The following is a 24,615-nucleotide window of genomic DNA, read 5'->3' as shown; positions in this document are numbered from 1 at the left end:
CGCTGCGGGACTTGATCAGTGGACTGTGGCAGTACGTCAGGGTTCTATTTTTCTTCAGGTCGCCCTGGGCTGAGTGACCCGATCCACCAGATAGACCAACCCGTGGTAGTCAATTCCACCGTGTTGCGTCAGACCGATCTCACAGGTGCGGCTGGTGGAAATCCCTTCGCTGCATTGCTGTACCGCGTCCTTCAGCGTGCGTAACGAATGCGCGTTCAATTCCGGCGTGGTAAAGCCCTTGTCCCCGGCAAAACCGCAGCAGTGAATGCCTTCCGGAATGACCACGTTTTTACTGCACTTGCGCGCCAGATCGATCAGCGCCTGGCTCTCGCCAAGATGCTGAGTGCTGCACGTGACGTGCACTGCGATCGGTGCTTCCTGCGGGGTAAAGTCCAGTCGGTCCATCAAATGCGTACGAATGAAACGCACCGGGTCGTACAGGTCCAGTCGCACGTCGCCCAGGTCCTGAACCAGCCGCAAGGTGCAGGGGCTGGTGTCGCAGTAGATCGGGTCGAGCCCGCCGCGGCTGGCGTGCAGTAGCGCGCCGATCAGTTCCTGGCGTTTGTGTTCGGCCTGTTCGGCGTAGCCCTTGGAGGCGAATGGCTGGCCGCAGCAGAGGTTGTCCTGATTGTCTGGAGAGACGACCTGATAGCCGGCCTTTTCCAGCAGACCCCGGGTTTTGTCGTACAGCGACATTTGCTCTTTATCACTCGCTGCCGGGCCCATGACCCGCGACACACAGGCCGCGAGATACACCACCCGAGGGCGTTCGTCCGACACGTTTGGGCTGAAGCGAATGGCCTTTTCCGGCTGTGGCATGGCGTTGGTCCATTGTGGGACCTGACCCTTGGATAAGCGCGTCAACCTTGCCGATAGCTTCGCCAAACGTGGCGCCCCCAGCAGCATCCGCGCACCGTTGGCCACGTGCAGGGTGAAGCGCGCGCCTTGTAACGCAGTGGCGAAATTGCCTTCAATCCAGTTGGCGGTTTTCGTATGGGTCGCGTTACGGCCTCGGAGTTTTTTCACCAGCTCGCCGGTGTTGATGCCTACAGGGCAACGTTGTGCACACAGGCCCGTGGCGGCGCATGTATCGATGCCCTGGTATTCGTAGGCCTGTTCCAGTTCGGCGGTGTCTATGCCGGCGCGTTTCTTCGCCTGGATGTCGCGCCAGATCACGATGCGCTGGCGTGGGCTCAACGTCAGGCTTTTCGACGGGCATACCGGTTCGCAGAAACCGCACTCGATGCACTTATCCACAATCTCGTCGGCGGCCGGCAGCGGTTTCAGATGCTTGAGGTGGATCTGTGGGTCGGCGCTGAGCACCACGTCCGGGTTGAGAATGCCGTTGGGGTCGAGCAGGCGTTTGAGCTGCCACATCAACTGGTAGGCGTCGCTGCCCCATTCCAGTTCGACGAAGGGCGCCATGTTGCGGCCGGTGCCGTGTTCGGCCTTCAGCGAACCGCCGAACTCCACGGCCACCAATTGCGCCACGTCGTCCATGAACGCCTGGTAGCGTGCGACTTCTTCCGCGCTATTGAAGCCTTGGGTGAAGACGAAGTGCAGATTGCCTTCCAGGGCGTGTCCGAAAAGGATCGCTTCGTCGTAGTGATGTTTGTCGAACAGCTCGATCAAGCGGTTCACGCCGATGGCCAGTTGTTCCACGGGGAAGGTCACGTCTTCGATGATCACCGTGGTGCCGGTTTTGCGCACCGCGCCGACGGCGGGGAAGGTGTCCTTGCGGATCGCCCAGAGCCGGGCGTTTTCCACCGGGTCTTCGGTGAAGTCGACTTGTTTCTCCACCGGGAAGCCGCTCAGTGACGCCATGATTTGCGCCAGTTGTTCCCGCAGCAAAGTGATCGATGCGGCGCGGGATTCGATCAGCAGGACGCAGGCATTAGCCGACAGTTGTTGTACGAAATCCGGCATGCCGGGCTTGTCCTGCACTGAGCGCAGGCTGCGACGGTCCAGCAGTTCCACGGCCGACACCGGTTGGCTTTTCAGGACGGTGACGGCGTTGCAGCAGGTTTCCACATCCGGGAATACGATCAGCGCCGATGCCTTGTTCGGGTGGTCGATTACCGTGTCGTAGGTCACCGCGCTGATGAACCCGAGCGTGCCTTCGGAACCCACCAGCAAGTGGCTCAAGATATCCACAGGCTCGTCGAAATCCACCAGGGCGTTGAGTGACAGCCCAGTGGTATTTTTCAGACGGTATTTGTGGCGAATTTTCGCAGCCAGTTCAGCATTGGCGCGGGTCTCGCGGCCCAGCGTCGCCAGACGTTCAAGCAGTTCGGCGTGGCTCTCCCGGAACGCGGCCACACTGGCGGCGTCTTCGGTATCGAGACGGCTGCCATCGGCCAGCACCAGACGAATCCCGGCCAGGGTGTGATAGGTATTTTGCGCCGTGCCGCAGCACATACCGCTGGCATTGTTGGCGACGATGCCGCCGATTTTGCAGGCGTTGATCGACGCCGGATCCGGACCGATCTTGCGTCCGAACGGTGCCAGCCAGGCGTTAGCCTGGGCGCCGATCACGCCCGGTTGCAGACGGATTTGCGTACCCTGGCCACGGATCTCTCGACCGTTCCAGTTATCCCCCAGCACAATCAGCACCGAATCGCTGATGGCCTGGCCGGACAGGCTGGTGCCGGCGGCGCGGAAGGTCACCGGGACGTGGTCCCGCTGCGCCAGTTTGAGCAGCGCCACCACTTCATCTTCGGATTCGACGCGAATCACCAGTTTCGGAATCAGCCGGTAGAAACTGGCGTCGGTGCCGAAGGCCAGGGTCGACAGCGGGTCGTCGAAACGTCGTGCTTCAGGAATCAGTTGCTGCGCATCGCGCAGGAAAGCCGCCGGTAGACTCATTGGTCCTCCAGGATCAGCACCACCAGGTCTTTCGGGCCGTGGGCGCCGTAGGCCAGCACTTGCTCGATATCGGCAGTCTTCGAGGGGCCGGACACCAGCAAGGCGTTGGTCGGCATGCCTTGGGCCCATTCGAATTCCTGTTGCACCTGATAGAAGTTGTCGCGGATTTCACTGGCCTTGAGCAGGGCAAAATGCACCGGCGGCACCAGGCTCATCAAGCGCGGTTCTTCCCGCGTCGGCCAGAGAATCAGGCTACCGGTTGCGGCGATCGCGCCGAGGGTGGTGGTCAGGCTGGCCGGGGTGTCGTTGAACAACTCGGCTTTCCATTCCTCGACCGGACGGTTGTAGGCCTTGAGCGCTGGCAGGCCAGGATTTTTCGCCCAATGCTCGGTGATGCGTTGCCCGTGAGGTGTCGTCGGCGCAATCAGCAGGCTCGGTAGTTGGCGATCCCGCAGCAGTTGCGCGAGCAATTCGGGCCACCCCTCTCTGGACGTCAGATGAATCTCGGTGTGCACCGCCTCCATCAGTTTGCGCAGTTGCGAGATGCGTTGTTCCGGCGTGTAGGTGTAGGGCTCGGTCACCAGTTCGACATCGAAGTTGTCAGCCACCGGCGTGGTGCCTGTCAGACTGTTGCGCAACTTGGCGAGGATATTTTGTTTGGCGCTCATCAACGGTCCCCCTGTTTGGCCAGATGCTCGCGGGCCATGTCATGCAGTGAGCGGGCCGCGGGTTTCGGTGCGCTGTGGTTCTGGGTCCATGGGCCGATGTTGCTCGGCGTCAGCGCTCGCAGGCGAGTGGCGAAGAAGCCGAACAGGCGATATAGCGCTGGTGAGCTGTTGAGCTTGGCCCAGGCGTTCCAGATAAACCGTTCTTTGCGCGAATACTTGCTGCCTTGACCGCGCATCACTTGATGCGGGCTGTCCGGCGCTTTGACGTTTTCTTCCCGCAGGCGACGCAGCAATGCAGGGATCGGAATTTTTACCGGGCAGACTTCACCGCAGGCACCGCATAACGAAGACGCACTTGGGTGGTCGGGGACTTTCGCCAGGCCGACCATGTGCGGGGTGATGATTTTTCCGATAGGCCCTGGGTAAACCTCGCCGTAGGCATGGCCGCCGATTCGGGTGTAGACCGGGCAATGATTCATACAGGCGCCGCAGCGGATGCAGTTCAGGGTCTGGCGTAATTCGCTGTCGGCAAACGCCTGGCTGCGACCGTTGTCCAGCAGCACCAGATGCACTTCCTGCGGGCCGTCGAGTTCATGTTCCTTGCGCGGGCCGGAGATCATGTTGACGTAGGTGGTGATCGGCTGGCCGAGGGCCGAGCGGGTCAGTAGTGATAAGAGCGGCACCACGTCGCGCAGGTTTTCCACGACTTTTTCGATGCCAGTGACAGCAATGTGCACCGGCGGCACCGTGGTGGTCATCCGTCCATTGCCTTCGTTTTCCACCAGCAGCAAGGTGCCGGTTTCGGCCACGGCGAAGTTGACGCCGGAGACGCCGATGTCGGCTTCAAAGAATTTCTGCCGCAAGACTTTGCGACCGATCTGAATGAGTTGGTCAACGTCCTTGGTGTACTCCACGCCAAGTTTGTCGTGGAACAAGGACGCGACCTGACCGGCATTCTTGTGGATCGCCGGCATAATGATGTGTGAAGGCTTCTCGTGGTCGAGCTGGACGATGTATTCCCCCATGTCCGACTCAAGGCATTCAATGCCTTGAGCTTCGAGGACATGGTTCATCTCCATCTCTTCGCTGACCATCGATTTGCCCTTGATCACTTGCCGCCCCTCGTGAGCGCGGATGATCGATAAGACGATGCCATTGGCTTCGTCCACCGTTTCCGCCCAGTGCACTGTCACACCGTTGCGGGTCAGGTTCTGTTCAAGCTGCTCGAGCAGGTCGGGCAACTTGGATAATGCACGGGCGCGGACTGCATTGCCCAGCGCTCGCAAATGTTCTCTTTCATGGGCATCGCTGAAAGACGCTGCCCGTTTGCTCATCAGTGAATCCATCGCGCTGCGAAAGTTGTTTCGCAATTGCGTGTCAGCCAAAGCCTTGTGAGCCCGGCTGCGAAAATCTTCTTCTACGGCAACCGTAGGAATAATCGTGGAGCTGCTCATCGGGCACCTCCGGTACGCTGCCAAAGGAAGCTGGCCAGATGCTGACCGCGCAACGCTTCCTGTTGTTTCTCCAGCGAGCCGTTGATGTTCATCAGGCAACCGCAGTCGGCACTGAGTACCTTGTGCGCGCCGGATTCCTTCAACGCACGGGTCTTGTCAGCCACCATCGCACCGGAAATGTCCGGCATACGGACGCTGAAAGTCCCACCAAAGCCACAGCATTCACTTTCGTGGCTGTGGTCGACTCGCTCCACATTGCTCAGTTGCGCCAACAACTCGCGGCCATGCAGGTGGGTGTTCATTTCACGGCGTGCCGAGCACGACGTGTGCAGCGCCACTTTCACCGGTTCACCGCTGTCCTTGAGCTGCACCTTGCAGACAAACAACAGGAACTCGGCGAGTTCGTAAGTTCGTGCCGCGAGGGCCTGAACCTGTTTCAGCGTTTGCGGCTCATCCTTGAACAGGTCGGCATAGTGTTCGCGCAACATGCCCGCGCAAGAACCCGACGGCACCACCACCGGATAGTCCCCGGCAAACAACGCCAGTTGTGAGCGCGCCACGGTCCGGGCCTGTTCGGTGTAACCCGAGGTATAGGCCGGTTGCCCGCAGCAGCTTTGCCCTTGCGGGTATTCGACACGAATACCCTCGCGTTCCAGCAGGTGGATCGCGTCCATCCCGGCTTCGGGGTAGAACAGATCCACCACGCAGGTCCCGAACAGGTACACCCGTGACGGTTTCTCGCTGGGGTATTGCCGAGGTTCGGGCAGTGGCGGGGCGACGCGGGTCGCGTTCGGCACAGCGTTGTAAAAAAGCTCGCTCATCAGGCGTGTCTCCGGGTGGTCCCGGTTATCCGTCCGCTGAGGCTGCTGAATATAGAGAGAGAAGCTTTCAGCAGCCTTGCAGACCCGGTTGTGAATAGCTGACGCCGGGGGCGTAACCCAGCGTCGGTTTTTTCCGTGTGGCGTGTAGTGCTTAGTGCACCAGCATGCCGGTGAACCAGTAAGCCTGGGCCAAGGTGATCAGGCCGACGATCGTTGCAAAGAATAGGCTGTGCTTGAGGGTGAAGCGGAACAGATCCGATTCTTTGCCCACCAGCCCGGTCGCGGCGCAGGCCACGGCGATGGATTGCGGCGAGATCATTTTGCCGGTCACCCCGCCGCTGGTGTTCGCCGCCACCAACAGGGTGTCGTTGACGCCGATCTGGTGCGCGGTGGTCGCTTGCAGCGAACTGAACAGCGCGTTGGACGAGGTATCGGAGCCGGTCAGGAACACGCCGAGCCAACCGAGGAATGGCGAGAAGAATGGGAACGCCGCACCGGTGGCAGCCAATACCAGAGCCATGGTCGAAGACATGCCCGAGTAGTTGGTGACGAAGGCGAAGGCCAGCACCATGCCGATGGACAAAATCGGCCAGCGCAGTTCGTAGAACGTCTCTTTCAAAGTGGTCAGACCAGTTTTAATGTTGACCTTGAGCACCAGCATCGAGATCAGTGCGGAGAAGAAAATCGCCGTGCCGGTCGCGGAAACCGGATCGAGCTTGAACACCGCCGGAATCGCTGTCGGGGTCGTTACGATCGGGGCGACCTTGATCACCATTTGATCCAGGTGCGGGATCGCGAAGTTGAACACCCAGCCATACATTGAGCCACCGGCGGCAAACATCGCCTTGAACGGTTTCAGCGTCCAGATGGTGACCAATACGGTGAGGATCAGGAACGGCGACCAGGCTTTGAAAATTTCCCCCAGGCTGTAAGGCGACGCGACGGTGGTACGCGGTTGGCCGAAACCACCGGCGCTGGCTACCACGGACGCCGAGACGGCGCCGACGATGTGCGCGCCTGCAGCGCGTTTTGGCTGCCAGATTTTCAGGAAAAGTGTCAGGGAAATCAGGCTGACCAGCGCCGAGGTGATGTCCGGCAGTTCCGGGCCAATGAAGTTCGAGGTGAAGTATTGAGTGATGGCAAAGCTTAAACCGGCCACCAATGCAGCTGGCCAGGTTTCGCGAACGCCGCGCAGGCCGTCCATCATGAACACCAGCCAGAACGGCACGAACAGCGACAGCAGCGGCAGCTGGCGACCGGTCATGGCGCCAATCTTGAAGGCGTCGATGCCGGTGACTTGCCCTGCGACGATGATCGGAATCCCTAATGCGCCAAAAGCCACCGGCGCGGTGTTGGCGATCAGGCACAGGCCAGCGGCGTACAGTGGGTTGAAGCCCAGTCCTACCAGCAGTGCGGCGGTAATCGCTACCGGTGCACCGAAACCGGCGGCACCTTCCAGGAACGCGCCGAAGCAGAAACCGATCAGCAGCACTTGCAGGCGCTGGTCATCGGTAATCGACAGCACCGAGCTGCGGATCACTTCGAACTGGCCACTCTTGACCGTCAGTTTGTAGAGGAACACCGCCGCCACGATGATCCACGCAATCGGCCACAGCCCGTAGGCAAAGCCATATCCAGCGGCGGCGAAAGCCATATCGACCGGCATCTGGAAGGCGAAGATTGCCACGGCAATCGACAACGCCAGGGTGATGCTGCCGGCCACATGGCCTTTGAGGCGGAACACGGCCAAAGCCAGGAAGAAAAATACGATAGGAATGACGGCCGCGAGTGCGGACGCGCCGAGACTGCCGAGCGGGCTGTAGAGCTGTTGCCAGGTTTGCATATGGGGTGGCCCCTAATTGTTGTTGGTCAGGCACTGGTCAGCGTTCTTGGTTAATTGGTAATACCAATTTACAATCGCTGTTGGCTAGGGTAAAAGTCTTGGAGGCGGTGTGTCAATTTGCCGCCCTAAAACTTTTGTCGAATGAGCGGTGCAGAACGCATCTGATCTGTTCGATCAAGTGTCGTCTGGTAGGTGCTGGCGCAGCGCCGATAGGCCAGAATAGAGAGCCCGGCGAGCCGCCGGGACCGTGGAGAATTGAGTGATGGGGTTTGATCAGATTCGGCAGCGCCGTTTGTCTGACGATATTGTCGAGCAACTCGAGGGGATGATTCTCGAGGGCACATTGAAGGCTGGCGAACGCCTGCCGGCAGAGCGTGCGTTGGCCGAGCAGTTCGGCGTGTCACGCCCTTCGTTGCGTGAGGCGATTCAGAAACTGGTGGCCAAAGGGCTGCTGGTCAGTCGTCAGGGCGGCGGCAACTATGTGGTGGAATCCCTGGGCTCGACGTTCAGCGATCCACTGTTGCACCTGCTGGAAAGCAACCCCGAGGCCCAGCGCGATTTGCTGGAGTTTCGCCATACCCTGGAAGCATCCTGTGCTTACTACGCGGCATTGCGCGCCACCGATGTGGATCGTGAGCGACTGACGGCGGCGTTCGATGAGTTGCAGGACTGCTATTCGCGCCACGATGAAGTGAGTCGGGCGGAAGAGGGCGCGGCGGATGCAAATTTTCACTTGGCGATTGCCGAGGCCAGTCATAACGCAGTGTTGCTGCACACCATTCGCGGGCTGTTCGACCTGCTCAAGCGCAACGTGGTGACCAACATTGGCGGCATGTACAAACAGCGCGTCGAAACCCGCGACATGCTGATTGCGCAGCACCGGGAGTTGTATCAGGCGATTATCGAGGGGCGGGCGGAACAGGCGCGAGAAGTTTCCAGTCGGCACATTTTGTATGTGCAAGAAGTGCTGGAAGAAGTGCGTCAGGAAGTGCAGCGCATGGCTCGGGCGGAGCGGCGCAAGGGGATGTGATCGTTCCCACGCTTTGCGTGGGAACGATCAGGCAGGAGAATTATTCTTCCTTGCCCTTGTTCCGCACCGCACGCTGCAATTCACGACCGGCGTCGCGTTCGCGTTCGGTATCACGCTTGTCGTATTCCTTCTTGCCCTTGCCCAGAGCGATCTCGCACTTGACCATGTGCTTGCTCCAGTACCAGGACAGGCATACGCAGGCGTAACCTTTTTGTTGCACGGCAGCGGCCAGCTTCTCCAGCTCGCGCCGATTGAGCAGCAGTTTTCGGGTGCGGGTCGGATCAGCGATAACGTGGGTGCTGGCCGTCGTCAGAGGCGTAATGTGGCTGCCGAGCAGCCAGGCTTCGCCATCTTTGAGCAGTACGTAACTGTCAACCAGTTGCAGTTTGCTTGCCCGCAGACTTTTTACTTCCCAGCCGGCCAGGACCAGACCAGCCTCGAACCGATGTTCGATGAAGTAATCGTGTCGCGCCTTTTTATTTTGCGCGATGGTCCCTGTTGGGTGTTTCTTCTGTTTAGCCATAGGGGCGGCATTATAGGGAGTTGCGCGCGAGTCGGCTACGGTGACGCTACGTGCTTGAGCAGGTTGATTGAATCCCGGACAATGCGGCCTCTTTTTTGAACGCTTGGGCGTGATAACGATGTCGACAGACAAGGTTTCTGTCCACGGCAGTTGGGCTAGCCGCTGGGTCTTCATACTCGCCGCGACCGGTTCGGCCGTGGGTTTGGGTAGTATCTGGAAATTCCCTTACATGGTTGGCGTCTACGGTGGCGGAGCCTTCGTGTTGATGTTCCTGGCCTGTATCGCGCTGATCGGTATGCCCGTCATGCTGGCCGAAACCCTGATCGGCCGGCGCGCGCGGCAGAGCCCGGCCAACGCCTTGAAGGTTCTGGCGCTGGAAGCGGGGCATTCGGCGAAGTGGTCCTGGGGCGCATTTGCCGGGATGATCACCGCGTTGCTGATTCTTTCTTTTTATAGTGTGGTCGGCGGTTGGTCGCTGGATTACATCATCGATATGGGCCGTGGTGACTTCCGGGGCGTGACGGCTGATCAGGTCGGCGCATACTTCGGTAATGTGATCGCCGACCCATGGCGCCTGACACTTTGGCACACGATTTTCATGCTGTTGTCGGCAGTGGTGATCGCCAAGGGTGTGGTCGCCGGGTTGGAGCGCAGCCTGCGGATCATGATGCCGCTGCTGTTCGTGATGGTGATTGTCCTGCTGGGTTACAGCATGACGACGGGGCACTTCATGGAAGGTGTGCATTTCATGTTCGACTTCCATCCGGACAAGGTGCTTGATGGCTTGCTGCCGGCCATGGGGCACGCGTTCTTCTCCCTGAGCGTGGGTGTCGGTTCGATCATGATTTATGGCGCCTACATGCCGAAGCACTCGTCGATTTCCGGAACCGTCGTCGGTGTGGCGCTGCTCGATACCTTTGTTTCGCTGTTGGCCGGCTTGGCATTGTTTCCGATTGTGTTCGCTGCCGGGCTGAACCCGAGCGAAGGTCCTGGCCTGATGTTCGTCAGCTTGCCATTTGCCTTCGGTAACGTAGCGTTCGGCCAGTTGATGGGCGTAGTGTTCTTCGTACTGGTAGCGATTGCAGCCTGGAGTTCGGCGATTTCCCTGCTCGAACCGATGGTGGCTTACCTGGTTGAACGCACGAAAATCAGCCGCGCCTGGGTCACCTTCTGGCTGGCATTCACCTGCTGGTTCGTCGGCCTGGGTACCGTGTTTTCTTTCAATATATGGAAGCAAGCCAAGTTTTTCGTGAACGAAGGCGGGATGTTCCATCTCTACCAATGGGGAGCAGCCGGTGGCCTGGACTTCTTTGGTGTGATCGACTTCTTCACCTCGCGGATCATGTTGCCACTCGGTGGTTTGTGTTTCGTGGTGTTTGCGGGTTGGGTGATGGGGCGTGAAGCGGTGCGCGACGAGTTGTCGATCCGTAGCCCGGTGTTGTTCGCCCTATCCCTGTTTTTGATGCGCTATGTGGCGCCCATCGGCATTCTTGTAGTGTTTGCCGCCCAGCTGTGGAAGTAACGCTGACATGACGACACACATTCAACGTTCGGCCCTGCTGCCGTATCCGGCGCAAGCGCTTTATGACCTGGTCAACGATGTGGCCCGCTATCCGGAATTCCTGCCGTGGTGCTCATCGACCGAAATTCTGGAAAGCTCTCCTGAGTTCATGCGCGCCAGCGTCGGCGTGGCCAAGGGTGGTCTTAGTCAGCATTTTGTAACGCGTAATACCCTGGTGCCCGGGCGTTCGATCGAAATGAACCTCGAGGAAGGTCCGTTCAGCCAGTTGCACGGCGTCTGGGTGTTCAAGCCGTTGGGTGAGAAGGCCTGCAAGATCAGCCTGGACCTGTCGTTCGACTATTCGGGGCCGCTGGTCCGTGCGACGTTGGGGCCTTTGTTTAATCAGGCGGCGAATACGTTGATGGACGCATTCTGCCAACGCGCGAAACAGATGCATGGTTGAGGCGGTGATCAAGGTCGAGGTGGTGTATGCCGCCGTTGATCGTCAGGTGCTGCTGAGCGTAACGGTGCCGGTGGGCGCGACGGTGCGGGATGCGTTGTTCAAATCCGGCCTGAATGACGAATTCCCTGAACTGGATCTGGGCAGCTGTCCGGTCGGTATCTTTGGCAAAGTGATCGCCGAGCCGGCCATTCGCCAGGTTCAGGCAGGTGATCGCATCGAGGTTTACCGGCCGTTGCTCGCCGATCCGAAAGAAGTGCGCCGGTTACGTGCAGCCAAAGCGGCCGAGGCCAAAGCCCGGAATCAGTGATTCGGTTAAACGCCAGACAATAAAAACCCCGGACATGCCGGGGTTTTTATTGCGTCGCAAATTATTGCGGCGAGGTTTCCAGCGGTTCTGGAGTCGGGACTGGGACAGTTTCTACGTTGTCCACGTCCTTCTGGATCTGGTCCAGCAACGAGCCTGGCTTGACCGGTTTTTCTGGCTTCGGCTTCTCGGCGTTTTCTGCCGGTGCGGTCACGGTAGTGCCGCTGTCCTTGCCGAGAATGGCTTCGTCGCGGCTCACGCCTGGCATGAAGTCGCCCGAGAGGCTGACAAGTTGGTCATTTGGGTTGAAGATAACGCTAATGCGTTCCTGTTGGCGTTCACCACCACCCGGTTGCAGGCTATACAGGTAATCCCAGCGATCGGCGTGGAACGTGTCAGCCAGCAGAGGGTTGCCCATGATAAACCGTACTTGCCGGCGGGTCATTCCCGGGCGTAACTGGTCTATCATGTCCTGCGTGACGACATTGCCCTGCTGGATGTCGATTTTGTAAACCCCGGGGAATGAACAACCGGCGAGTGCGAGCAGTCCCACAAAGGTGAAACTGGTTAGCAAGAGCTTGGTGTTTTGCATCGGTGGGCGACTTCCACTATCTTGGCTGGGACAACGTAAACGCCGATCATACCCGCATTAAGAGAAGCTGCGAAGCAGCATCGCGAGAAAGCTGACCATGGTTGAAAATAGCGAACTACGCAAAGCCGGCCTCAAAGTGACCCTTCCACGGGTCAAAATTTTGCAAATGCTCGATTCCGCCGAGCAACGCCACATGAGCGCCGAGGACGTCTACAAGGCACTGATGGAGGCTGGTGAGGACGTCGGTCTGGCCACGGTTTACCGTGTTCTGACCCAGTTCGAGGCAGCTGGCCTTGTGGTGCGGCACAACTTCGACGGAGGCCATGCGGTCTTCGAGTTGGACGACGGCAAGCATCACGACCATATGGTCAACGTCGAGACCAGTGAAGTGATCGAATTCTTCGACGAAGAAATCGAGCGGCTGCAGAAAGCAATCGTCGACAAGTACGGCTTCGAGATGGTTGATCACAATCTTGTACTGTACGTGCGCAAGAAAAAGTAAGCATGTCGCGCGAGCTTCAGGTTCGCGAAACGAACGAAGGCGACCCCAGGGTCGCCTTCGTGCTTTCTGCTCTTCTTAGATTTTTGCGGTAACGACCATTTTCTTCGCGTGAGCCAGGGACTCCTTGGTGAGGTCGATGCCGCCCAGCATCCGCGCCACTTCTTCGACGCGATCATTCTTGCTCAGCTTGGAGACGGCCGTGTGCGTGGCATCTTCGCCGCGGACCTTATGCACAAATAGATGCTGATGACCTTGCGCCGCCACTTGCGGCAAGTGAGTCACGGTCAGAACCTGTCCGCGCTCCCCTAGGCGTCTTAGCAGTTGACCGACAATTTCGGCGGTCGGGCCGCCAATACCTACGTCCACTTCGTCGAACACCAGGGTCGGTACGCGTGAAGTCTGTGCGGTGATCACCTGAATCGCCAGGCTGATGCGTGACAGCTCGCCACCCGATGCCACTTTTGCCAAGGCTTTCAACGGTTGCCCTGGGTTGGCGCTCACCAGCAGTTCTACTTGTTCGAGCCCGTTGGGCAGCAGTTCGTCGCTGCTGTTGGGGCGCAGCTCGATGGTGAAGCGGCCACCGGGCATGCCCAGGCGCTGGATTTCCTGCTCCACGGCGCTGGCCAGACTGCTCGAGGCTTGATGGCGCAGGTCGCTCAACTCCCGAGCCTTCTCCTGATAATGACGGGCGTAGGAGGCCAGCTCATCACTCAGTCGTTCGATGGATTCATCGTTGGCATTCAGGGTTTCGATTTCATCGAGCAGCTTCTGTTGCATCTCGGCGACCTCGGTCGGCTGGATGCGGTGTTTGCGCGCCAGGGTGTAGATCGCGTCGAGGCGTTCTTCCAGGTATTGAAGGCGTGCCGGGTCGGCGTCGAAGTTGTCGAGAAAGCGGTTCAATTCGCCCACGGCTTCTTCAACCTGAATCTGCGCGCTGGTCAGCAGGTTACTGGCTTCACCCAGAGCGCCAATCGAATTATTCACGCTCGATAGGCGATTGAGGCTGGCGGTCAGTGCGTTCAATACATTGCCGGAATCACTTTCGCTGCATTGTTCGACCACTTGCCGACAAATGCCCAGCAGGGTTTCAGCGTTGGTCAGGTTCTTGTGTTCCTGCTCCAGTTGCTCCAGCTCGTTTTCGCCGAGACCGAGGCTTTCCAGTTCTTCGAGTTGATAGCTGAGCAACTGATGACGAGCGCGCTGTTCGTCGCCGGAGTTGGAGAGGCGCTCCAGCTCCTGGCGGGTCTGGCGCCAGCGTTGGGCGGCCAGTTGCACCTGGCGGGCAAGGTCGGTGGCGCCGGCATACTCGTCGAGCAGGCGACGGTGGGTATCGGTTTTGAGCAGGGATTGGTGTTCGTGCTGGCTGTGGATATCAATCAGCAATTCGCCCAAGGCCTTCAGGTCGCCAAGGGGGCAGGGGGTGCCGTTGATATAACCGCGCGAACGCCCTTCGGCGGTAATTACACGGCGCAGGATGCACGGGCCGTCGCTCTCGAGATCCCGCTCGGCCAGCCAGGCGCTGGCTTCGGGGATGTCGATCAGGTCGAAGGTGGCCAGGATGTCGGCCTTGTCAGCCCCCGGGCGGACTACGCCGCTGTCGGCGCGATCGCCCAGGGTCAGGCCGAGGGCGTCGAGCATGATCGACTTGCCGGCGCCGGTTTCCCCTGTGATCACGCTCATCCCGCGATCGAGTTCGAGATCGAGATGTTCAACGATGGCGTAGTTGTGTACGGACAGGTGCACCAGCATAAAGGCCGCTCCCAGGCTTTAGGTCTGGTTATTTATACAGTGTTTTGTTTCTGGCTGACAATGCCCCCTCTTAGGTCGATTTGCTTGATTGAAAGAAATCCTTAGTGCGCTTGGGAATGAAAATGCAGCTGTTTTTTGTAGGGCTAATCATCGGATAGCCCTTGAAGCTGAATTTTGCGGCCCCATATACCGGGGCAGAAGCGTGAGTTGAGCTCGCGGACGATATTGGAAGGAGAAATCTATGGCTGACGAACAGACAGTGGATACGCAAAATCTAGACGCCAACCAGGGCCCCGAGGCTTCGGGTGAAGACCTGGCGGCTCGTGTACAAGTGCTCGAAGAGCAATTGGCTGGTGCGCAGGATCAGGCTTTGCGTGTCGCCGCCGATCTGCAGAACGTCCGCCGTCGCGCCGAGCAGGACGTTGAAAAGGCCCATAAATTCGCGCTGGAAAAGTTCGCTGGCGACCTGCTGCCGATCATTGACAGCCTGGAGCGCGGTCTGGAGCTGTCCAACCCTGACGACGAAAACATTCGTCCGATGCGCGAAGGGATCGAGCTGACCCTGAAAATGTTCCAGGACACCCTGAAGCGTTATCACCTGGAAGCGATCGACCCTGAAGGCGAACCCTTCAATGCTTCGCATCACCAGGCGATGGCCATGCAGGAAAGCGCCGACGTCGAGCCAAACAGCGTGCTCAAGGTATTTCAGAAGGGCTACCAGCTCCATGGTCGCCTGCTGCGCCCGGCCATGGTCGTGGTCAGCAAGGCACCTGCACCGGTTTCGCCTTCGATTGACGAGCAGGCTTGAAATTAGCCGCAAGGCCCCCATTTAGAAGTCAAGCGTTTAAGTGCTACCGCAGTCAGCCACCACTGCTGCGGCATCCAAATCCAAAGTTTCGGGAGAGTGAACATGGGCAAAATTATCGGTATCGACCTGGGGACTACCAACTCCTGCGTCTCCGTGCTGGAAAACGGCAAGGCCAAAGTTATTGAAAACGCTGAAGGCGCGCGTACCACGCCGTCGATCATCGCTTATGCCAACGATGGCGAAATTCTGGTTGGCCAGTCGGCCAAGCGTCAGGCAGTGACCAATCCGCATAACACCCTGTACGCGGTGAAGCGTCTGATCGGTCGTCGTTTCGACGAAGAAGTCGTACAGAAAGACATCCAGATGGTCCCTTACAAGATCGTCAAGGCTGACAACAACGACGCCTGGGTTGAAGTGAACGGCCAGAAAATGGCGCCGCCTCAAATTTCGGCTGAAATTCTGAAGAAAATGAAGAAGACCGCCGAAGACTATCTCGGCGAGCCAGTGACCGAAGCGGTGATCACCGTTCCGGCCTACTTCAACGACAGCCAGCGTCAAGCCACCAAAGACGCCGGCCGCATCGCGGGTCTGGACGTTAAACGTATCATCAACGAACCAACCGCAGCCGCACTGGCTTACGGTATGGACAAGGCGAAAGGCGATCACACCGTGATCGTTTACGACTTGGGCGGCGGTACTTTCGACGTTTCCGTGATCGAAATCGCTGAAGTCGATGGCGAGCACCAGTTCGAAGTGTTGGCCACCAACGGTGATACTTTCCTGGGCGGTGAAGACTTTGACATTCGTCTGATCGACTACCTCGTCGACGAATTCAAGAAAGAAAGCGGCATGAACCTCAAGGGTGATCCGCTGGCCATGCAGCGCCTGAAAGAAGCCGCTGAGAAAGCCAAGATCGAACTGTCCTCGAGCCAGTCGACCGACGTGAACCTGCCGTACATCACCGCAGACGCTACCGGTCCTAAGCACTTGAACGTGAAAATCTCCCGCGCCAAGCTTGAAGCGCTGGTGGAAGACCTGGTTCAGCGCACCATCGAGCCTTGCCGCATCGCCATGAAAGATGCCGGTATCGAGATTGGTTCGATCAACGACGTGATCCTGGTCGGCGGTCAGACCCGTATGCCACTGGTTCAGAAACTGGTAACCGATTTCTTCGGTAAAGAAGCTCGTAAAGACGTTAACCCGGACGAAGCCGTTGCCATGGGTGCTGCTATCCAGGGCGCGGTATTGGCCGGCGACGTGAAAGACGTTCTGCTGCTCGACGTCAGCCCGCTGACCCTGGGTATCGAAACCATGGGCGGCGTGATGACTGCGCTGATCGAGAAAAACACCACGATTCCTACCAAGAAATCGCAAGTGTTCTCGACTGCCGACGACAACCAGGGCGCCGTGACTATCCACGTGTTGCAAGGTGAGCGTAAGCAGGCCGCACAGAACAAGTCCCTGGGCAAGTTCGACCTGGCCGAGATTCCACCAGCTCCACGTGGCGTGCCGCAAATTGAAGTGACCTTCGACATCGACGCCAACGGCATTCTGCACGTCGGCGCCAAAGACAAGGCTACCGGCAAGACTCAGTCGATCGTGATCAAGGCCAACTCCGGTCTGTCCGAGGACGAAATTCAGCAAATGGTTCGCGATGCTGAACTGAATGCTGAAGAAGACCGCAAGTTCGAAGAGCTGGCCAGCGCCCGTAACCAAGGCGACGCCCTGGTTCACTCGACTCGCAAAATGGTCGCTGATGCTGGCGACAAGGTGAGCGCTGAAGAGAAGACTGCAATCGAAGCCGCAGTAGTTGCCCTGGAAACCGCTGTTAAAGGCGACGACAAGGCTGCTATCGAAGCCAAGGTTGAAGAGCTGTCGAAGGTCTCCGCACCAGTGGCTCAGAAAATGTACGCCGACCAGGCTCAGCCAGCTGAAGGCGCGGCACCGCACGACGAAAAAGCTGAAAAAGCTGACGACGTTGTCGATGCCGAGTTCGAAGAAGTCAAAGACCACAAGTAAGTTGTTGGTCGCCCGGTTGACTGCCTTCAGGCGGTGACTGGTAGGATGTCGCCGCGCGGGAGCTTGCTCCCGCGTTGGCGTGTCTGGAGTTAGCGAATTTTTACAGCATGCGACAACGCTCGCGTGTTGGTGGCATGGCCGGGGATGCTCCTGCTTTCCGCGCCGAAAGTGCTGCATCGAATCAAAGACCAGGATCGTTGAATTGACGTGAGTTGGGTCCGGGCCTGTATTGGGGCTCAACGAGTTTGACGAGGCTCAGGAGAGGTTTGTCGAACGTCCTTAAGAGTGCAAAGACTTATGGCAAAGCGTGACTATTACGAAGTATTGGGTGTTGAGCGTGGCTCAAGCGAAGCAGACCTGAAAAAGGCCTACCGCCGCCTGGCGATGAAGCATCACCCGGACCGTAATCCCGATGACAAAGCATCGGAAGATATGTTCAAGGAGGCCAATGAGGCCTACGAAGTGCTGTCCGATTCCAGCAAGCGCGCGGCCTATGACCAATACGGTCATGCCGGTGTCGACCCGAGCATGGGTGGCGGCGGTGCCGGGTTTGGCGGCCAGAACTTCTCCGATATCTTTGGCGATGTCTTCAGTGACTTCTTCGGTGGCGGTCGCGGCGGCTCCCGTGGCGGCGCTCAGCGCGGCAGCGACCTGCGTTACACGCTGGAGTTGAACCTGGAAGAAGCGGTGCGCGGCACAACCGTGAATATCCGTGTTCCGACACTGGTCAACTGCAAGCCGTGTGACGGCTCGGGCGCCAAGAAAGGCTCCTCGCCGATCACCTGCCCGACGTGTGGCGGTATCGGTCAGGTACGCATGCAGCAAGGCTTCTTCTCGGTGCAGCAGACCTGCCCGCGCTGCCATGGCCAAGGCAAGATCATTTCCGATCCGTGCGACTCCTGCCACGGTGAAGGTCGTGTCGAAGAGTACAAGACCCTGTCGGTGAAAGTGCCGGCCGGTGTCGATACCGGTGACCGTATTCGTCTGTCCGGCGAAGGCGAAGCCGGCGCGCAGGGTGGCCCGACCGGCGACCTGTACGTGGTGATCAATGTGCGTGAGCACGCGATCTTCCAGCGTGATGGCAAACATCTGTTCTGCGAAGTGCCGATCAGCTTCGTCGACGCGGCGCTGGGCGGCGAGCTGGAGATTCCGACCCTTGATGGTCGTGTCAAGTTGAAGATCCCTGAAGGGACTCAGACCGGTAAGCAGTTCCGTGTTCGCGGTAAGGGCGTAGCGCCGGTTCGCGGTGGCGGTGCGGGTGATCTGATGTGCCGCGTAGCGGTCGAAACCCCGGTCAATCTGGGTCGTCGTCAGCGCGAATTGCTGGAAGAGTTCCGCAGCTCCCTGGCGGACGACAACAGCCATTCCCCGAAAACCACCGGTTGGTTCGAAGGCGTGAAGCGCTTCTTCGGCGATTTGTAAGGAGTGAGCATGCGACGTATTGCTGTGATGGGTGCCGCCGGCCGCATGGGCAAGATCCTTGTCGAGGCGGTGCAGCAGCGCGCGCCGCTGACCGGTCTGACGGCGGCTATCGTGCGCCCCGGCAGCACGCTGATTGGCGTGGATGCTGGTGAGCTGGCCTCGCTGGGGCGTATTGGTGTGCCGTTGTCCGGTAGTCTGGATTCGGTGGCCGATGAGTTTGATGTGCTGATCGACTTCACGCTCCCGGAAGTCATGCTGAAAAACCTGGCCTTCTGCCGTAAGGCGGGCAAGGCCATGGTGATCGGCACGACGGGATTGGACGTCGCGCAGAAGCAGTTGCTAGCCGAGGCGGGCAAGGATATTCCTATCGTGTTCGCGGCCAATTTCAGCGTCGGTGTAAACCTGTCGCTGAAGCTGCTCGACATGGCCGCGCGCGTGCTGGGTGATGAGGCTGACATCGAAATCATCGAGGCTCACCACCGGCACAAGATCGATGCGCCTTCAGGCACGGCGCTGCGCATGGGTGAGGTGATCGCCAGTGCGCTGGATCGTGATCTGCAGAAGGTCGCGGTCTACGGGCGTGAAGGCCATACCGGTGCGCGTGAGCGTGAAACGATCGGCTTTGCCACTGTTCGCGGTGGTGATGTGGTCGGTGACCATACGGTGCTGTTTGCCTGTGAGGGCGAGCGCCTGGAAATTACGCATAAAGCGTCGAGTCGCATGACCTTTGCCAAGGGCGCGGTACGTGCAGCTTTGTGGCTGGACGGTCGTGAACCAGGCCTCTACGACATGCAAGACGTGCTCGACCTGCGTTAAGATGCAGCCGAAACCGGGTTCAAACATAGCCTTTGAGCCCGGTTTTAAACCGCCAAGCGACGTCCTGTCGCATTCTCCGGCCTTTAGAGCTCATTGGCGGTAGACCAAAAGTGCCTTTTTCTGTAAGCTACAGCTTTAGTGTGTCCACTAAAAGCGCGCAGAATAATTCGATGAAGAAGCGGGGTGACGTGTCCATACGTCACTCCGCTTTTTTACAACCTGCGATCGCCCTTTCAGGCTTTATTTACGGGAGGTCTTCTTGACTAAGCCAGCCATACTCGCCCTTGCTGATGGCAGCATTTTTCGCGGCGAAGCCATTGGAGCCGACGGTCAAACCGTTGGTGAGGTGGTGTTCAACACCGCAATGACCGGCTATCAGGAAATCCTTACCGATCCTTCCTACGCCCAACAGATCGTTACCCTGACTTACCCGCACATCGGCAATACCGGCACCACGCCGGAAGACGCCGAGTCCGATCGCGTCTGGTCCGCTGGCCTGGTCATCCGTGACCTGCCACTGGTTGCGAGCAACTGGCGCAACACGATGTCTCTGTCCGACTACCTGAAAGCCAACAACGTTGTGGCTATCGCCGGTATCGACACCCGCCGCCTGACACGCATTCTGCGTGAGAAAGGCGCGCAGAACGGCTGCATCATGGCCGGTGACAACATTTCCGAAGAAGCCGCCATCGCCGCCGCTCAGGGCTTCCCTGGCCTCAAAGGCATGGACCTGGCAAAAGTCGTCAGCACCAAAGAGAAGTACGAGTGGCGCTCGACTGTCTGGGACTTGAAAACCGACAGCCACGCGACCATCGACGCTTCTGATCTGCCGTACCACGTGGTGGCCTACGACTACGGCGTCAAGCTGAACATCCTGCGCATGCTCGTCGAGCGCGGTTGCCGCGTGACCGTGGTGCCTGCACAAACCCCGGCTGCAGAAGTTCTGGCTCTCAAGCCGGACGGCGTGTTCCTGTCCAACGGCCCGGGTGACCCTGAGCCATGCGACTACGCGATCCAGGCGATCAAGGACGTGCTGGAAACCGAGATTCCGGTGTTCGGCATCTGCCTTGGCCACCAACTGCTGGCTCTGGCCTCCGGTGCCAAGACCCTGAAAATGGGTCACGGTCACCATGGCGCCAACCACCCGGTCCAGGATCTGGACAGCGGTGTGGTGATGATCACCAGCCAGAACCACGGTTTTGCGGTAGACGAAGCGACCCTGCCAGGCAACGTTCGGGCGATCCACAAATCGCTGTTCGACGGCACCCTGCAAGGCATCGAGCGTACCGACAAGAGCGCCTTCAGCTTCCAGGGTCACCCTGAAGCCAGCCCTGGCCCGAACGACGTAGCGCCACTGTTTGATCGCTTCATCAATGAAATGGCCAAGCGACGCTAATCGCTCGCCCTGATGTAGCGAAGCCTGAGGGCGGTCCCGCACCGGCGACCCCCTCAAGGCTTCAGAGATTGAACAAGACGGCTTGCCGACTGACCTGCGGATTTGAGTGACAACCCATGCCAAAACGTACAGACATTAAAAGCATCCTGATTCTCGGCGCTGGCCCGATCGTGATCGGCCAGGCTTGCGAATTCGACTACTCCGGCGCCCAGGCCTGTAAAGCCCTGCGCGAGGAGGGTTACCGCGTCATCCTGGTGAACTCCAACCCGGCGACCATCATGACCGACCCGGCCATGGCCGACGCCACCTACATCGAACCGATCAAGTGGCAGACCGTTGCCAAGATCATCGAGAAAGAGCGTCCGGACGCGCTGCTGCCGACCATGGGTGGCCAGACCGCTCTGAACTGCGCCCTGGACCTGGAGCGCGAAGGCGTTCTGGAGAAGTTCGGTGTAGAGATGATCGGCGCCAACGCTGACACCATCGACAAGGCCGAAGACCGTTCGCGCTTCGACAAGGCGATGAAATCCATCGGTCTGGACTGCCCGCGTTCGGGTATCGCCCACAGCATGGAAGAGGCCAACGCGGTTCTCGATCGTCTGGGCTTCCCGTGCATCATTCGTCCGTCCTTCACCATGGGCGGCACCGGTGGCGGTATCGCTTATAACCGTGAAGAGTTCGAGGAAATCTGCGCTCGCGGTCTGGACTTGTCTCCAACCAAAGAGCTGCTGATCGACGAATCGCTGATCGGCTGGAAAGAATACGAGATGGAAGTTGTCCGCGATAAAAAGGACAACTGCATCATCGTCTGCTCCATCGAAAACTTTGATCCGATGGGCGTGCACACCGGTGACTCGATCACGGTCGCGCCAGCCCAGACCCTGACTGACAAGGAATACCAGATCCTGCGTAACGCCTCCCTGGCGGTGCTGCGCGAGATCGGCGTGGAAACCGGCGGCTCCAACGTCCAGTTCGGCATCTGCCCGAACACCGGCCGCATGGTGGTCATCGAGATGAACCCGCGGGTATCCCGTTCCTCGGCCCTGGCATCGAAAGCCACCGGTTTCCCGATCGCCAAGGTCGCGGCGAAACTGGCCGTCGGTTACACCCTCGACGAACTGTCGAACGACATCACCGGTGGCAAGACCCCGGCGTCCTTCGAACCGTCCATCGACTACGTCGTCACCAAGCTGCCACGCTTTGCCTTCGAGAAGTTCCCGAAAGCCGACGCACGCCTGACCACTCAAATGAAGTCGGTCGGTGAAGTCATGGCCATCGGCCGGACCTTCCAGGAGTCCCTGCAGAAAGCTCTGCGCGGTCTGGAAGTGGGTGTTTGTGGCCTGGACGAGAAGCTCGACCTGAGCAACCCGGAAAGCATGAGCATCCTCAAGCGTGAACTGACCGTGCCGGGCGCCGAGCGCATCTGGTACGTGGCTGACGCGTTCCGCGCCGGTCTGTCGGTCGAAGACATCTTCGGCATGAACATGATCGACCCGTGGTTCCTGGTGCAGATCGAAGATCTGATCAAGGACGAAGAGAAGGTCAAGACCCTGGGTCTGGCCAGCATCGACCGCGACATGATGTTCCGCCTCAAGCGCAAGGGCTTCTCCGACATGCGTCTGGCCAAGCTGCTGGGCGTGACCGAGAAGGCCCTGCGTCGCCACCGTCACAAGCTTGAGGTTTACCCGGTCTACAAGCGCGTTGACACCTGCGCGGCCGAGTTTGCCACCGACACCGCCTACCTCTACTCGACGTACGAGGAAGAGTGCGAAGCAGCCCCATCGGGTCGCGACAAGATCATGATCCTCGGCGGCGGTCCTAACCGTATCGGCCAAGGTATCGAGTTCGACTATTGCTGCGTACACGCGGCACTGGCTCTGCGCGAAGACGGGTACGAGACCATCATGGTCAACTGCAACCCGGAAACCGTTTCCACCGACTACGACACCTCTGATCGCCTGTACTTCGAACCAGTGACCCTGGAAGACGTACTGGAAATCGTCCGCGTCGAGAAGCCAAAAGGCGTGATCGTCCAATACGGTGGTCAAACCCCGTTGAAACTGGCTCGCGCCCTTGAAGAAGCCGGCGTGCCGATCATCGGCACCAGCCCTGACGCCATCGACCGTGCCGAAGACCGTGAGCGCTTCCAGCAGATGGTTGAGCGTCTGAACCTGCGTCAGCCGCCTAACGCCACCGTGCGCAGCGAAGACGAGGCGATTCGTGCCGCCGCCAAGATCGGTTACCCGCTGGTGGTTCGTCCGTCCTATGTTCTGGGCGGTCGCGCAATGGAAATCGTCTACGAAGAAGAAGAGCTCAAGCGCTACCTGCGTGACGCGGTGAAAGTGTCCAACGACAGCCCGGTGCTGCTCGACCACTTCCTCAACTGCGCCATCGAAATGGACGTGGATGCGGTTTGCGACGGCACCGACGTGGTGATTGGCGCGATCATGCAGCACATCGAGCAAGCCGGCGTTCACTCCGGTGACTCCGCGTGCTCCCTGCCGCCGTACTCGCTGCCTGCCCACATCCAGGACGAGATGCGCGAACAGGTCAAGAAAATGGCCCTGGAGCTGGGCGTGGTCGGCCTGATGAACGTGCAATTGGCGCTGCAAGGCGAAGACATCTACGTCATCGAAGTCAACCCGCGCGCTTCCCGTACCGTGCCGTTCGTCTCCAAGTGCATCGGTGTTTCCCTGGCGATGATCGCAGCACGCGTCATGGCCGGTAAAACCCTGAAGGAAATCGGCTTCACCAAAGAAATCATTCCGAACTTCTACAGCGTGAAAGAGGCGGTGTTCCCGTTCGCCAAATTCCCTGGTGTGGACCCGATCCTGGGCCCAGAGATGAAGTCCACCGGTGAAGTGATGGGTGTGGGCGATACCTTCGGCGAAGCCTTTGCCAAAGCCCAGATGGGTGCCAGTGAAGTGCTGCCGACCGGCGGTACTGCGTTCATCAGCGTGCGTGACGATGACAAACCACTGGTTGCAGGCGTGGCCCGTGATCTGATCAACTTGGGCTTCGAAGTGGTCGCCACTGCCGGTACTGCCAAGCTGATTGAAGCCGCAGGCCTGAAAGTGCGTCGTGTGAACAAGGTGACCGAGGGTCGTCCGCACGTGGTCGACATGATCAAGAATGACGAAGTCACTCTGATCATCAACACCACTGAAGGTCGTCAGTCGATTGCTGATTCCTACTCCATTCGTCGTAATGCCCTGCAGCACAAGATCTACTGCACCACTACTATTGCTGCTGGCGAAGCTATCTGCGAAGCGTTGAAGTTCGGTCCTGAGAAGACCGTGCGCCGCTTGCAGGATCTACACGCAGGATTGAAGGCATGATCAAATACCCAATGACCGTCAAGGGCGCTAAAGCCCTGGAAGAAGAACACGCTCATCTGACCAAGGTCGTTCGTCCGAAACTCAGTCAGGACATCGGTACGGCCCGCGAGTTGGGTGACTTGAAGGAAAACGCCGAATACCACGCTGCTCGCGAGCAGCAGGGGATGGTCGAGGCGCGGATTCGTGACATTGAAGGCCGCATGCAAAACGCTGTGGTTATCGACGTAACGACCATCGAGCACACCGGCAAGGTGATTTTCGGCACCACCGTCGAAATCGCCAACGTCGAGACTGATGAAAGCGTGACTTACCAGATCGTTGGTGAGGATGAAGCAGACATCAAGCTCGGCAAGATCTCCGTCGGTTCGCCAATCGCTCGCGCCCTGATTGCCAAGGAAGAGGGTGATGTGGTGGCGGTCAAAACGCCGGGTGGCGTTATCGAGTATGAGATTGTCGAAGTTCGCCACATCTGAAAGAAGGCGCCCGCTGCGTGCGGGCGCC

20 protein-coding genes are annotated in these 24,615 nt (G+C 58.9%); 12 read left to right on the top strand and 8 right to left on the bottom strand.

Translation table 11 applies throughout. The features are described 5' to 3' along the window. Window positions 1-54: 54 nt before the first annotated feature. The 5 genes from J3D54_RS04500 to J3D54_RS04480 all read right to left on the bottom strand — a co-directional run bounded on the left by J3D54_RS04500 (window position 55) and on the right by J3D54_RS04480 (window position 7,651). Window positions 55-2,865, bottom strand: a complete 2,811-nt coding sequence (locus J3D54_RS04500; protein ID WP_253416856.1) for an FAD-binding and (Fe-S)-binding domain-containing protein — start codon at window positions 2,863-2,865, stop codon at window positions 55-57. After that, window positions 2,862-3,533 carry a lactate utilization protein gene (locus J3D54_RS04495; RefSeq protein ID WP_018929465.1) on the bottom strand — a complete coding sequence of 224 codons (672 nt, stop codon included), beginning with the start codon at window positions 3,531-3,533 and terminating at the stop codon, window positions 2,862-2,864. The genes J3D54_RS04500 and J3D54_RS04495 overlap by 4 nt, the downstream gene beginning before the upstream one ends. After that, window positions 3,533-4,987, bottom strand: a complete 1,455-nt coding sequence (locus J3D54_RS04490) for a LutB/LldF family L-lactate oxidation iron-sulfur protein (protein ID WP_253416855.1) — start codon at window positions 4,985-4,987, stop codon at window positions 3,533-3,535. Before J3D54_RS04490 ends, J3D54_RS04495 begins: the two co-directional genes overlap by 1 nt. Then, the gene (locus J3D54_RS04485; protein WP_018929467.1) at window positions 4,984-5,808 is read right to left on the bottom strand and encodes a (Fe-S)-binding protein; all 825 of its coding nucleotides are present in this window, start codon (window positions 5,806-5,808) and stop codon (window positions 4,984-4,986) included. Before J3D54_RS04485 ends, J3D54_RS04490 begins: the two co-directional genes overlap by 4 nt. 151 nt (window positions 5,809-5,959) lie before the next feature. Next, window positions 5,960-7,651 (bottom strand): lactate permease LctP family transporter, encoded by a 1,692-nt coding sequence (locus J3D54_RS04480; protein ID WP_253416854.1) that lies wholly within the window; start codon window positions 7,649-7,651, stop codon window positions 5,960-5,962. A gap of 262 nt (window positions 7,652-7,913) precedes the next feature. Between J3D54_RS04480 and J3D54_RS04475 the strand changes: the two genes are divergently transcribed. After that, window positions 7,914-8,681 carry an FCD domain-containing protein gene (locus tag J3D54_RS04475; protein WP_253416853.1) on the top strand — a complete coding sequence of 256 codons (768 nt, stop codon included), beginning with the start codon at window positions 7,914-7,916 and terminating at the stop codon, window positions 8,679-8,681. A 40-nt stretch (window positions 8,682-8,721) separates the two neighbouring features. Here the strand turns inward: J3D54_RS04475 and smpB are convergent, their stop codons facing one another. Beyond that, entirely contained in the window at window positions 8,722-9,204 is a 483-nt protein-coding gene (gene smpB / locus J3D54_RS04470) for an SsrA-binding protein SmpB (protein ID WP_008029800.1), read from the bottom strand. Between the two features lie 118 nt (window positions 9,205-9,322). Between smpB and J3D54_RS04465 the strand changes: the two genes are divergently transcribed. From J3D54_RS04465 to J3D54_RS04455, 3 genes are read left to right on the top strand one after another with little or no spacing between them, the layout of a single operon-like run. Further along, window positions 9,323-10,726 carry a sodium-dependent transporter gene (locus J3D54_RS04465; protein ID WP_253416852.1) on the top strand — a complete coding sequence of 468 codons (1,404 nt, stop codon included), beginning with the start codon at window positions 9,323-9,325 and terminating at the stop codon, window positions 10,724-10,726. 7 nt (window positions 10,727-10,733) lie between these two features. Next, window positions 10,734-11,168: a type II toxin-antitoxin system RatA family toxin gene (locus J3D54_RS04460; protein ID WP_007933502.1), complete on the top strand. Its 435-nt coding sequence runs from the start codon at window positions 10,734-10,736 to the stop codon at window positions 11,166-11,168. After that, window positions 11,161-11,475: an RnfH family protein gene (locus J3D54_RS04455; RefSeq protein ID WP_253416851.1), complete on the top strand. Its 315-nt coding sequence runs from the start codon at window positions 11,161-11,163 to the stop codon at window positions 11,473-11,475. The genes J3D54_RS04460 and J3D54_RS04455 overlap by 8 nt, the downstream gene beginning before the upstream one ends. Window positions 11,476-11,536: 61 nt before the next feature. On the opposite strand, the gene J3D54_RS04450 is transcribed toward J3D54_RS04455, so the two are convergent. Beyond that, window positions 11,537-12,064, bottom strand: coding sequence for an outer membrane protein assembly factor BamE (locus J3D54_RS04450; RefSeq protein ID WP_253416850.1), 528 nt, complete (start codon window positions 12,062-12,064; stop codon window positions 11,537-11,539). A 97-nt stretch (window positions 12,065-12,161) separates the two neighbouring features. Here J3D54_RS04450 and fur point away from each other — a divergent pair, with 97 nt between their 5' ends. Further along, window positions 12,162-12,566: a ferric iron uptake transcriptional regulator gene (gene fur, locus J3D54_RS04445; RefSeq protein ID WP_003197684.1), complete on the top strand. Its 405-nt coding sequence runs from the start codon at window positions 12,162-12,164 to the stop codon at window positions 12,564-12,566. 75 nt (window positions 12,567-12,641) lie between these two features. On the opposite strand, the gene recN is transcribed toward fur, so the two are convergent. Further along, window positions 12,642-14,315 carry a DNA repair protein RecN gene (gene recN / locus J3D54_RS04440; RefSeq protein WP_253416849.1) on the bottom strand — a complete coding sequence of 558 codons (1,674 nt, stop codon included), beginning with the start codon at window positions 14,313-14,315 and terminating at the stop codon, window positions 12,642-12,644. Window positions 14,316-14,556: 241 nt separating this feature from the next. Between recN and grpE the strand changes: the two genes are divergently transcribed. The 7 genes from grpE (at window position 14,557) to greA (ending at window position 24,587) form a co-directional block, all read left to right on the top strand. Next, complete coding sequence (gene grpE, locus J3D54_RS04435) at window positions 14,557-15,123, top strand: nucleotide exchange factor GrpE (protein WP_007900531.1); 567 nt, start codon at window positions 14,557-14,559, stop codon at window positions 15,121-15,123. Window positions 15,124-15,225: 102 nt separating this feature from the next. Beyond that, on the top strand, window positions 15,226-17,142 hold the full coding sequence (gene dnaK, locus J3D54_RS04430; RefSeq protein WP_253416848.1) for a molecular chaperone DnaK: 1,917 nt from the start codon (window positions 15,226-15,228) through the stop codon (window positions 17,140-17,142). A gap of 297 nt (window positions 17,143-17,439) precedes the next feature. Further along, on the top strand, window positions 17,440-18,564 hold the full coding sequence (gene dnaJ / locus J3D54_RS04425) for a molecular chaperone DnaJ (RefSeq protein ID WP_095055180.1): 1,125 nt from the start codon (window positions 17,440-17,442) through the stop codon (window positions 18,562-18,564). Between the two features lie 9 nt (window positions 18,565-18,573). Then, window positions 18,574-19,380, top strand: coding sequence for a 4-hydroxy-tetrahydrodipicolinate reductase (dapB, locus tag J3D54_RS04420; protein ID WP_253416847.1), 807 nt, complete (start codon window positions 18,574-18,576; stop codon window positions 19,378-19,380). A 259-nt stretch (window positions 19,381-19,639) separates the two neighbouring features. Further along, window positions 19,640-20,776 carry a glutamine-hydrolyzing carbamoyl-phosphate synthase small subunit gene (gene carA, locus J3D54_RS04415; RefSeq protein ID WP_253416846.1) on the top strand — a complete coding sequence of 379 codons (1,137 nt, stop codon included), beginning with the start codon at window positions 19,640-19,642 and terminating at the stop codon, window positions 20,774-20,776. 116 nt (window positions 20,777-20,892) lie between these two features. Beyond that, on the top strand, window positions 20,893-24,114 hold the full coding sequence (carB, locus tag J3D54_RS04410) for a carbamoyl-phosphate synthase large subunit (RefSeq protein ID WP_253416845.1): 3,222 nt from the start codon (window positions 20,893-20,895) through the stop codon (window positions 24,112-24,114). Next, window positions 24,111-24,587 carry a transcription elongation factor GreA gene (gene greA / locus J3D54_RS04405; protein ID WP_018929481.1) on the top strand — a complete coding sequence of 159 codons (477 nt, stop codon included), beginning with the start codon at window positions 24,111-24,113 and terminating at the stop codon, window positions 24,585-24,587. Before carB ends, greA begins: the two co-directional genes overlap by 4 nt. The last annotated feature ends 28 nt before the right edge of the window (window positions 24,588-24,615 follow it).

Origin of the sequence: Pseudomonas sp. GGS8 (genome assembly GCF_024168645.1) — a bacterium.
In the GTDB taxonomy this organism is placed as follows: domain Bacteria; phylum Pseudomonadota; class Gammaproteobacteria; order Pseudomonadales; family Pseudomonadaceae; genus Aquipseudomonas.
Note: the sequence above shows the minus strand (reverse complement) of the source record. Positions and strands in the feature narration are given on the sequence as shown.

Excerpts from the sequence above, each read along its gene's own strand:
- carB (WP_253416845.1), top strand. The coding sequence starts at position 20,893 with ATGCCAAAACGTACAGACATTAAAAGCATCCTGATTCTCGGCGCTGGC.
- J3D54_RS04460 (WP_007933502.1), top strand. The coding sequence starts at position 10,734 with ATGACGACACACATTCAACGTTCGGCCCTGCTGCCGTATCCGGCGCAA.
- J3D54_RS04495 (WP_018929465.1), bottom strand. The coding sequence starts at position 3,533 with ATGAGCGCCAAACAAAATATCCTCGCCAAGTTGCGCAACAGTCTGACA.
- dapB (WP_253416847.1), top strand. The coding sequence starts at position 18,574 with ATGCGACGTATTGCTGTGATGGGTGCCGCCGGCCGCATGGGCAAGATC.
- J3D54_RS04500 (WP_253416856.1), bottom strand. The coding sequence starts at position 2,865 with ATGAGTCTACCGGCGGCTTTCCTGCGCGATGCGCAGCAACTGATTCCT.
- J3D54_RS04475 (WP_253416853.1), top strand. The coding sequence starts at position 7,914 with ATGGGGTTTGATCAGATTCGGCAGCGCCGTTTGTCTGACGATATTGTC.
- smpB (WP_008029800.1), bottom strand. The coding sequence starts at position 9,204 with ATGGCTAAACAGAAGAAACACCCAACAGGGACCATCGCGCAAAATAAA.
- J3D54_RS04490 (WP_253416855.1), bottom strand. The coding sequence starts at position 4,987 with ATGAGCAGCTCCACGATTATTCCTACGGTTGCCGTAGAAGAAGATTTT.
- grpE (WP_007900531.1), top strand. The coding sequence starts at position 14,557 with ATGGCTGACGAACAGACAGTGGATACGCAAAATCTAGACGCCAACCAG.
- recN (WP_253416849.1), bottom strand. The coding sequence starts at position 14,315 with ATGCTGGTGCACCTGTCCGTACACAACTACGCCATCGTTGAACATCTC.
- dnaJ (WP_095055180.1), top strand. The coding sequence starts at position 17,440 with ATGGCAAAGCGTGACTATTACGAAGTATTGGGTGTTGAGCGTGGCTCA.
- J3D54_RS04455 (WP_253416851.1), top strand. The coding sequence starts at position 11,161 with ATGGTTGAGGCGGTGATCAAGGTCGAGGTGGTGTATGCCGCCGTTGAT.
- J3D54_RS04480 (WP_253416854.1), bottom strand. The coding sequence starts at position 7,651 with ATGCAAACCTGGCAACAGCTCTACAGCCCGCTCGGCAGTCTCGGCGCG.
- J3D54_RS04485 (WP_018929467.1), bottom strand. The coding sequence starts at position 5,808 with ATGAGCGAGCTTTTTTACAACGCTGTGCCGAACGCGACCCGCGTCGCC.
- greA (WP_018929481.1), top strand. The coding sequence starts at position 24,111 with ATGATCAAATACCCAATGACCGTCAAGGGCGCTAAAGCCCTGGAAGAA.
- J3D54_RS04465 (WP_253416852.1), top strand. The coding sequence starts at position 9,323 with ATGTCGACAGACAAGGTTTCTGTCCACGGCAGTTGGGCTAGCCGCTGG.
- J3D54_RS04450 (WP_253416850.1), bottom strand. The coding sequence starts at position 12,064 with ATGCAAAACACCAAGCTCTTGCTAACCAGTTTCACCTTTGTGGGACTG.
- fur (WP_003197684.1), top strand. The coding sequence starts at position 12,162 with ATGGTTGAAAATAGCGAACTACGCAAAGCCGGCCTCAAAGTGACCCTT.
- dnaK (WP_253416848.1), top strand. The coding sequence starts at position 15,226 with ATGGGCAAAATTATCGGTATCGACCTGGGGACTACCAACTCCTGCGTC.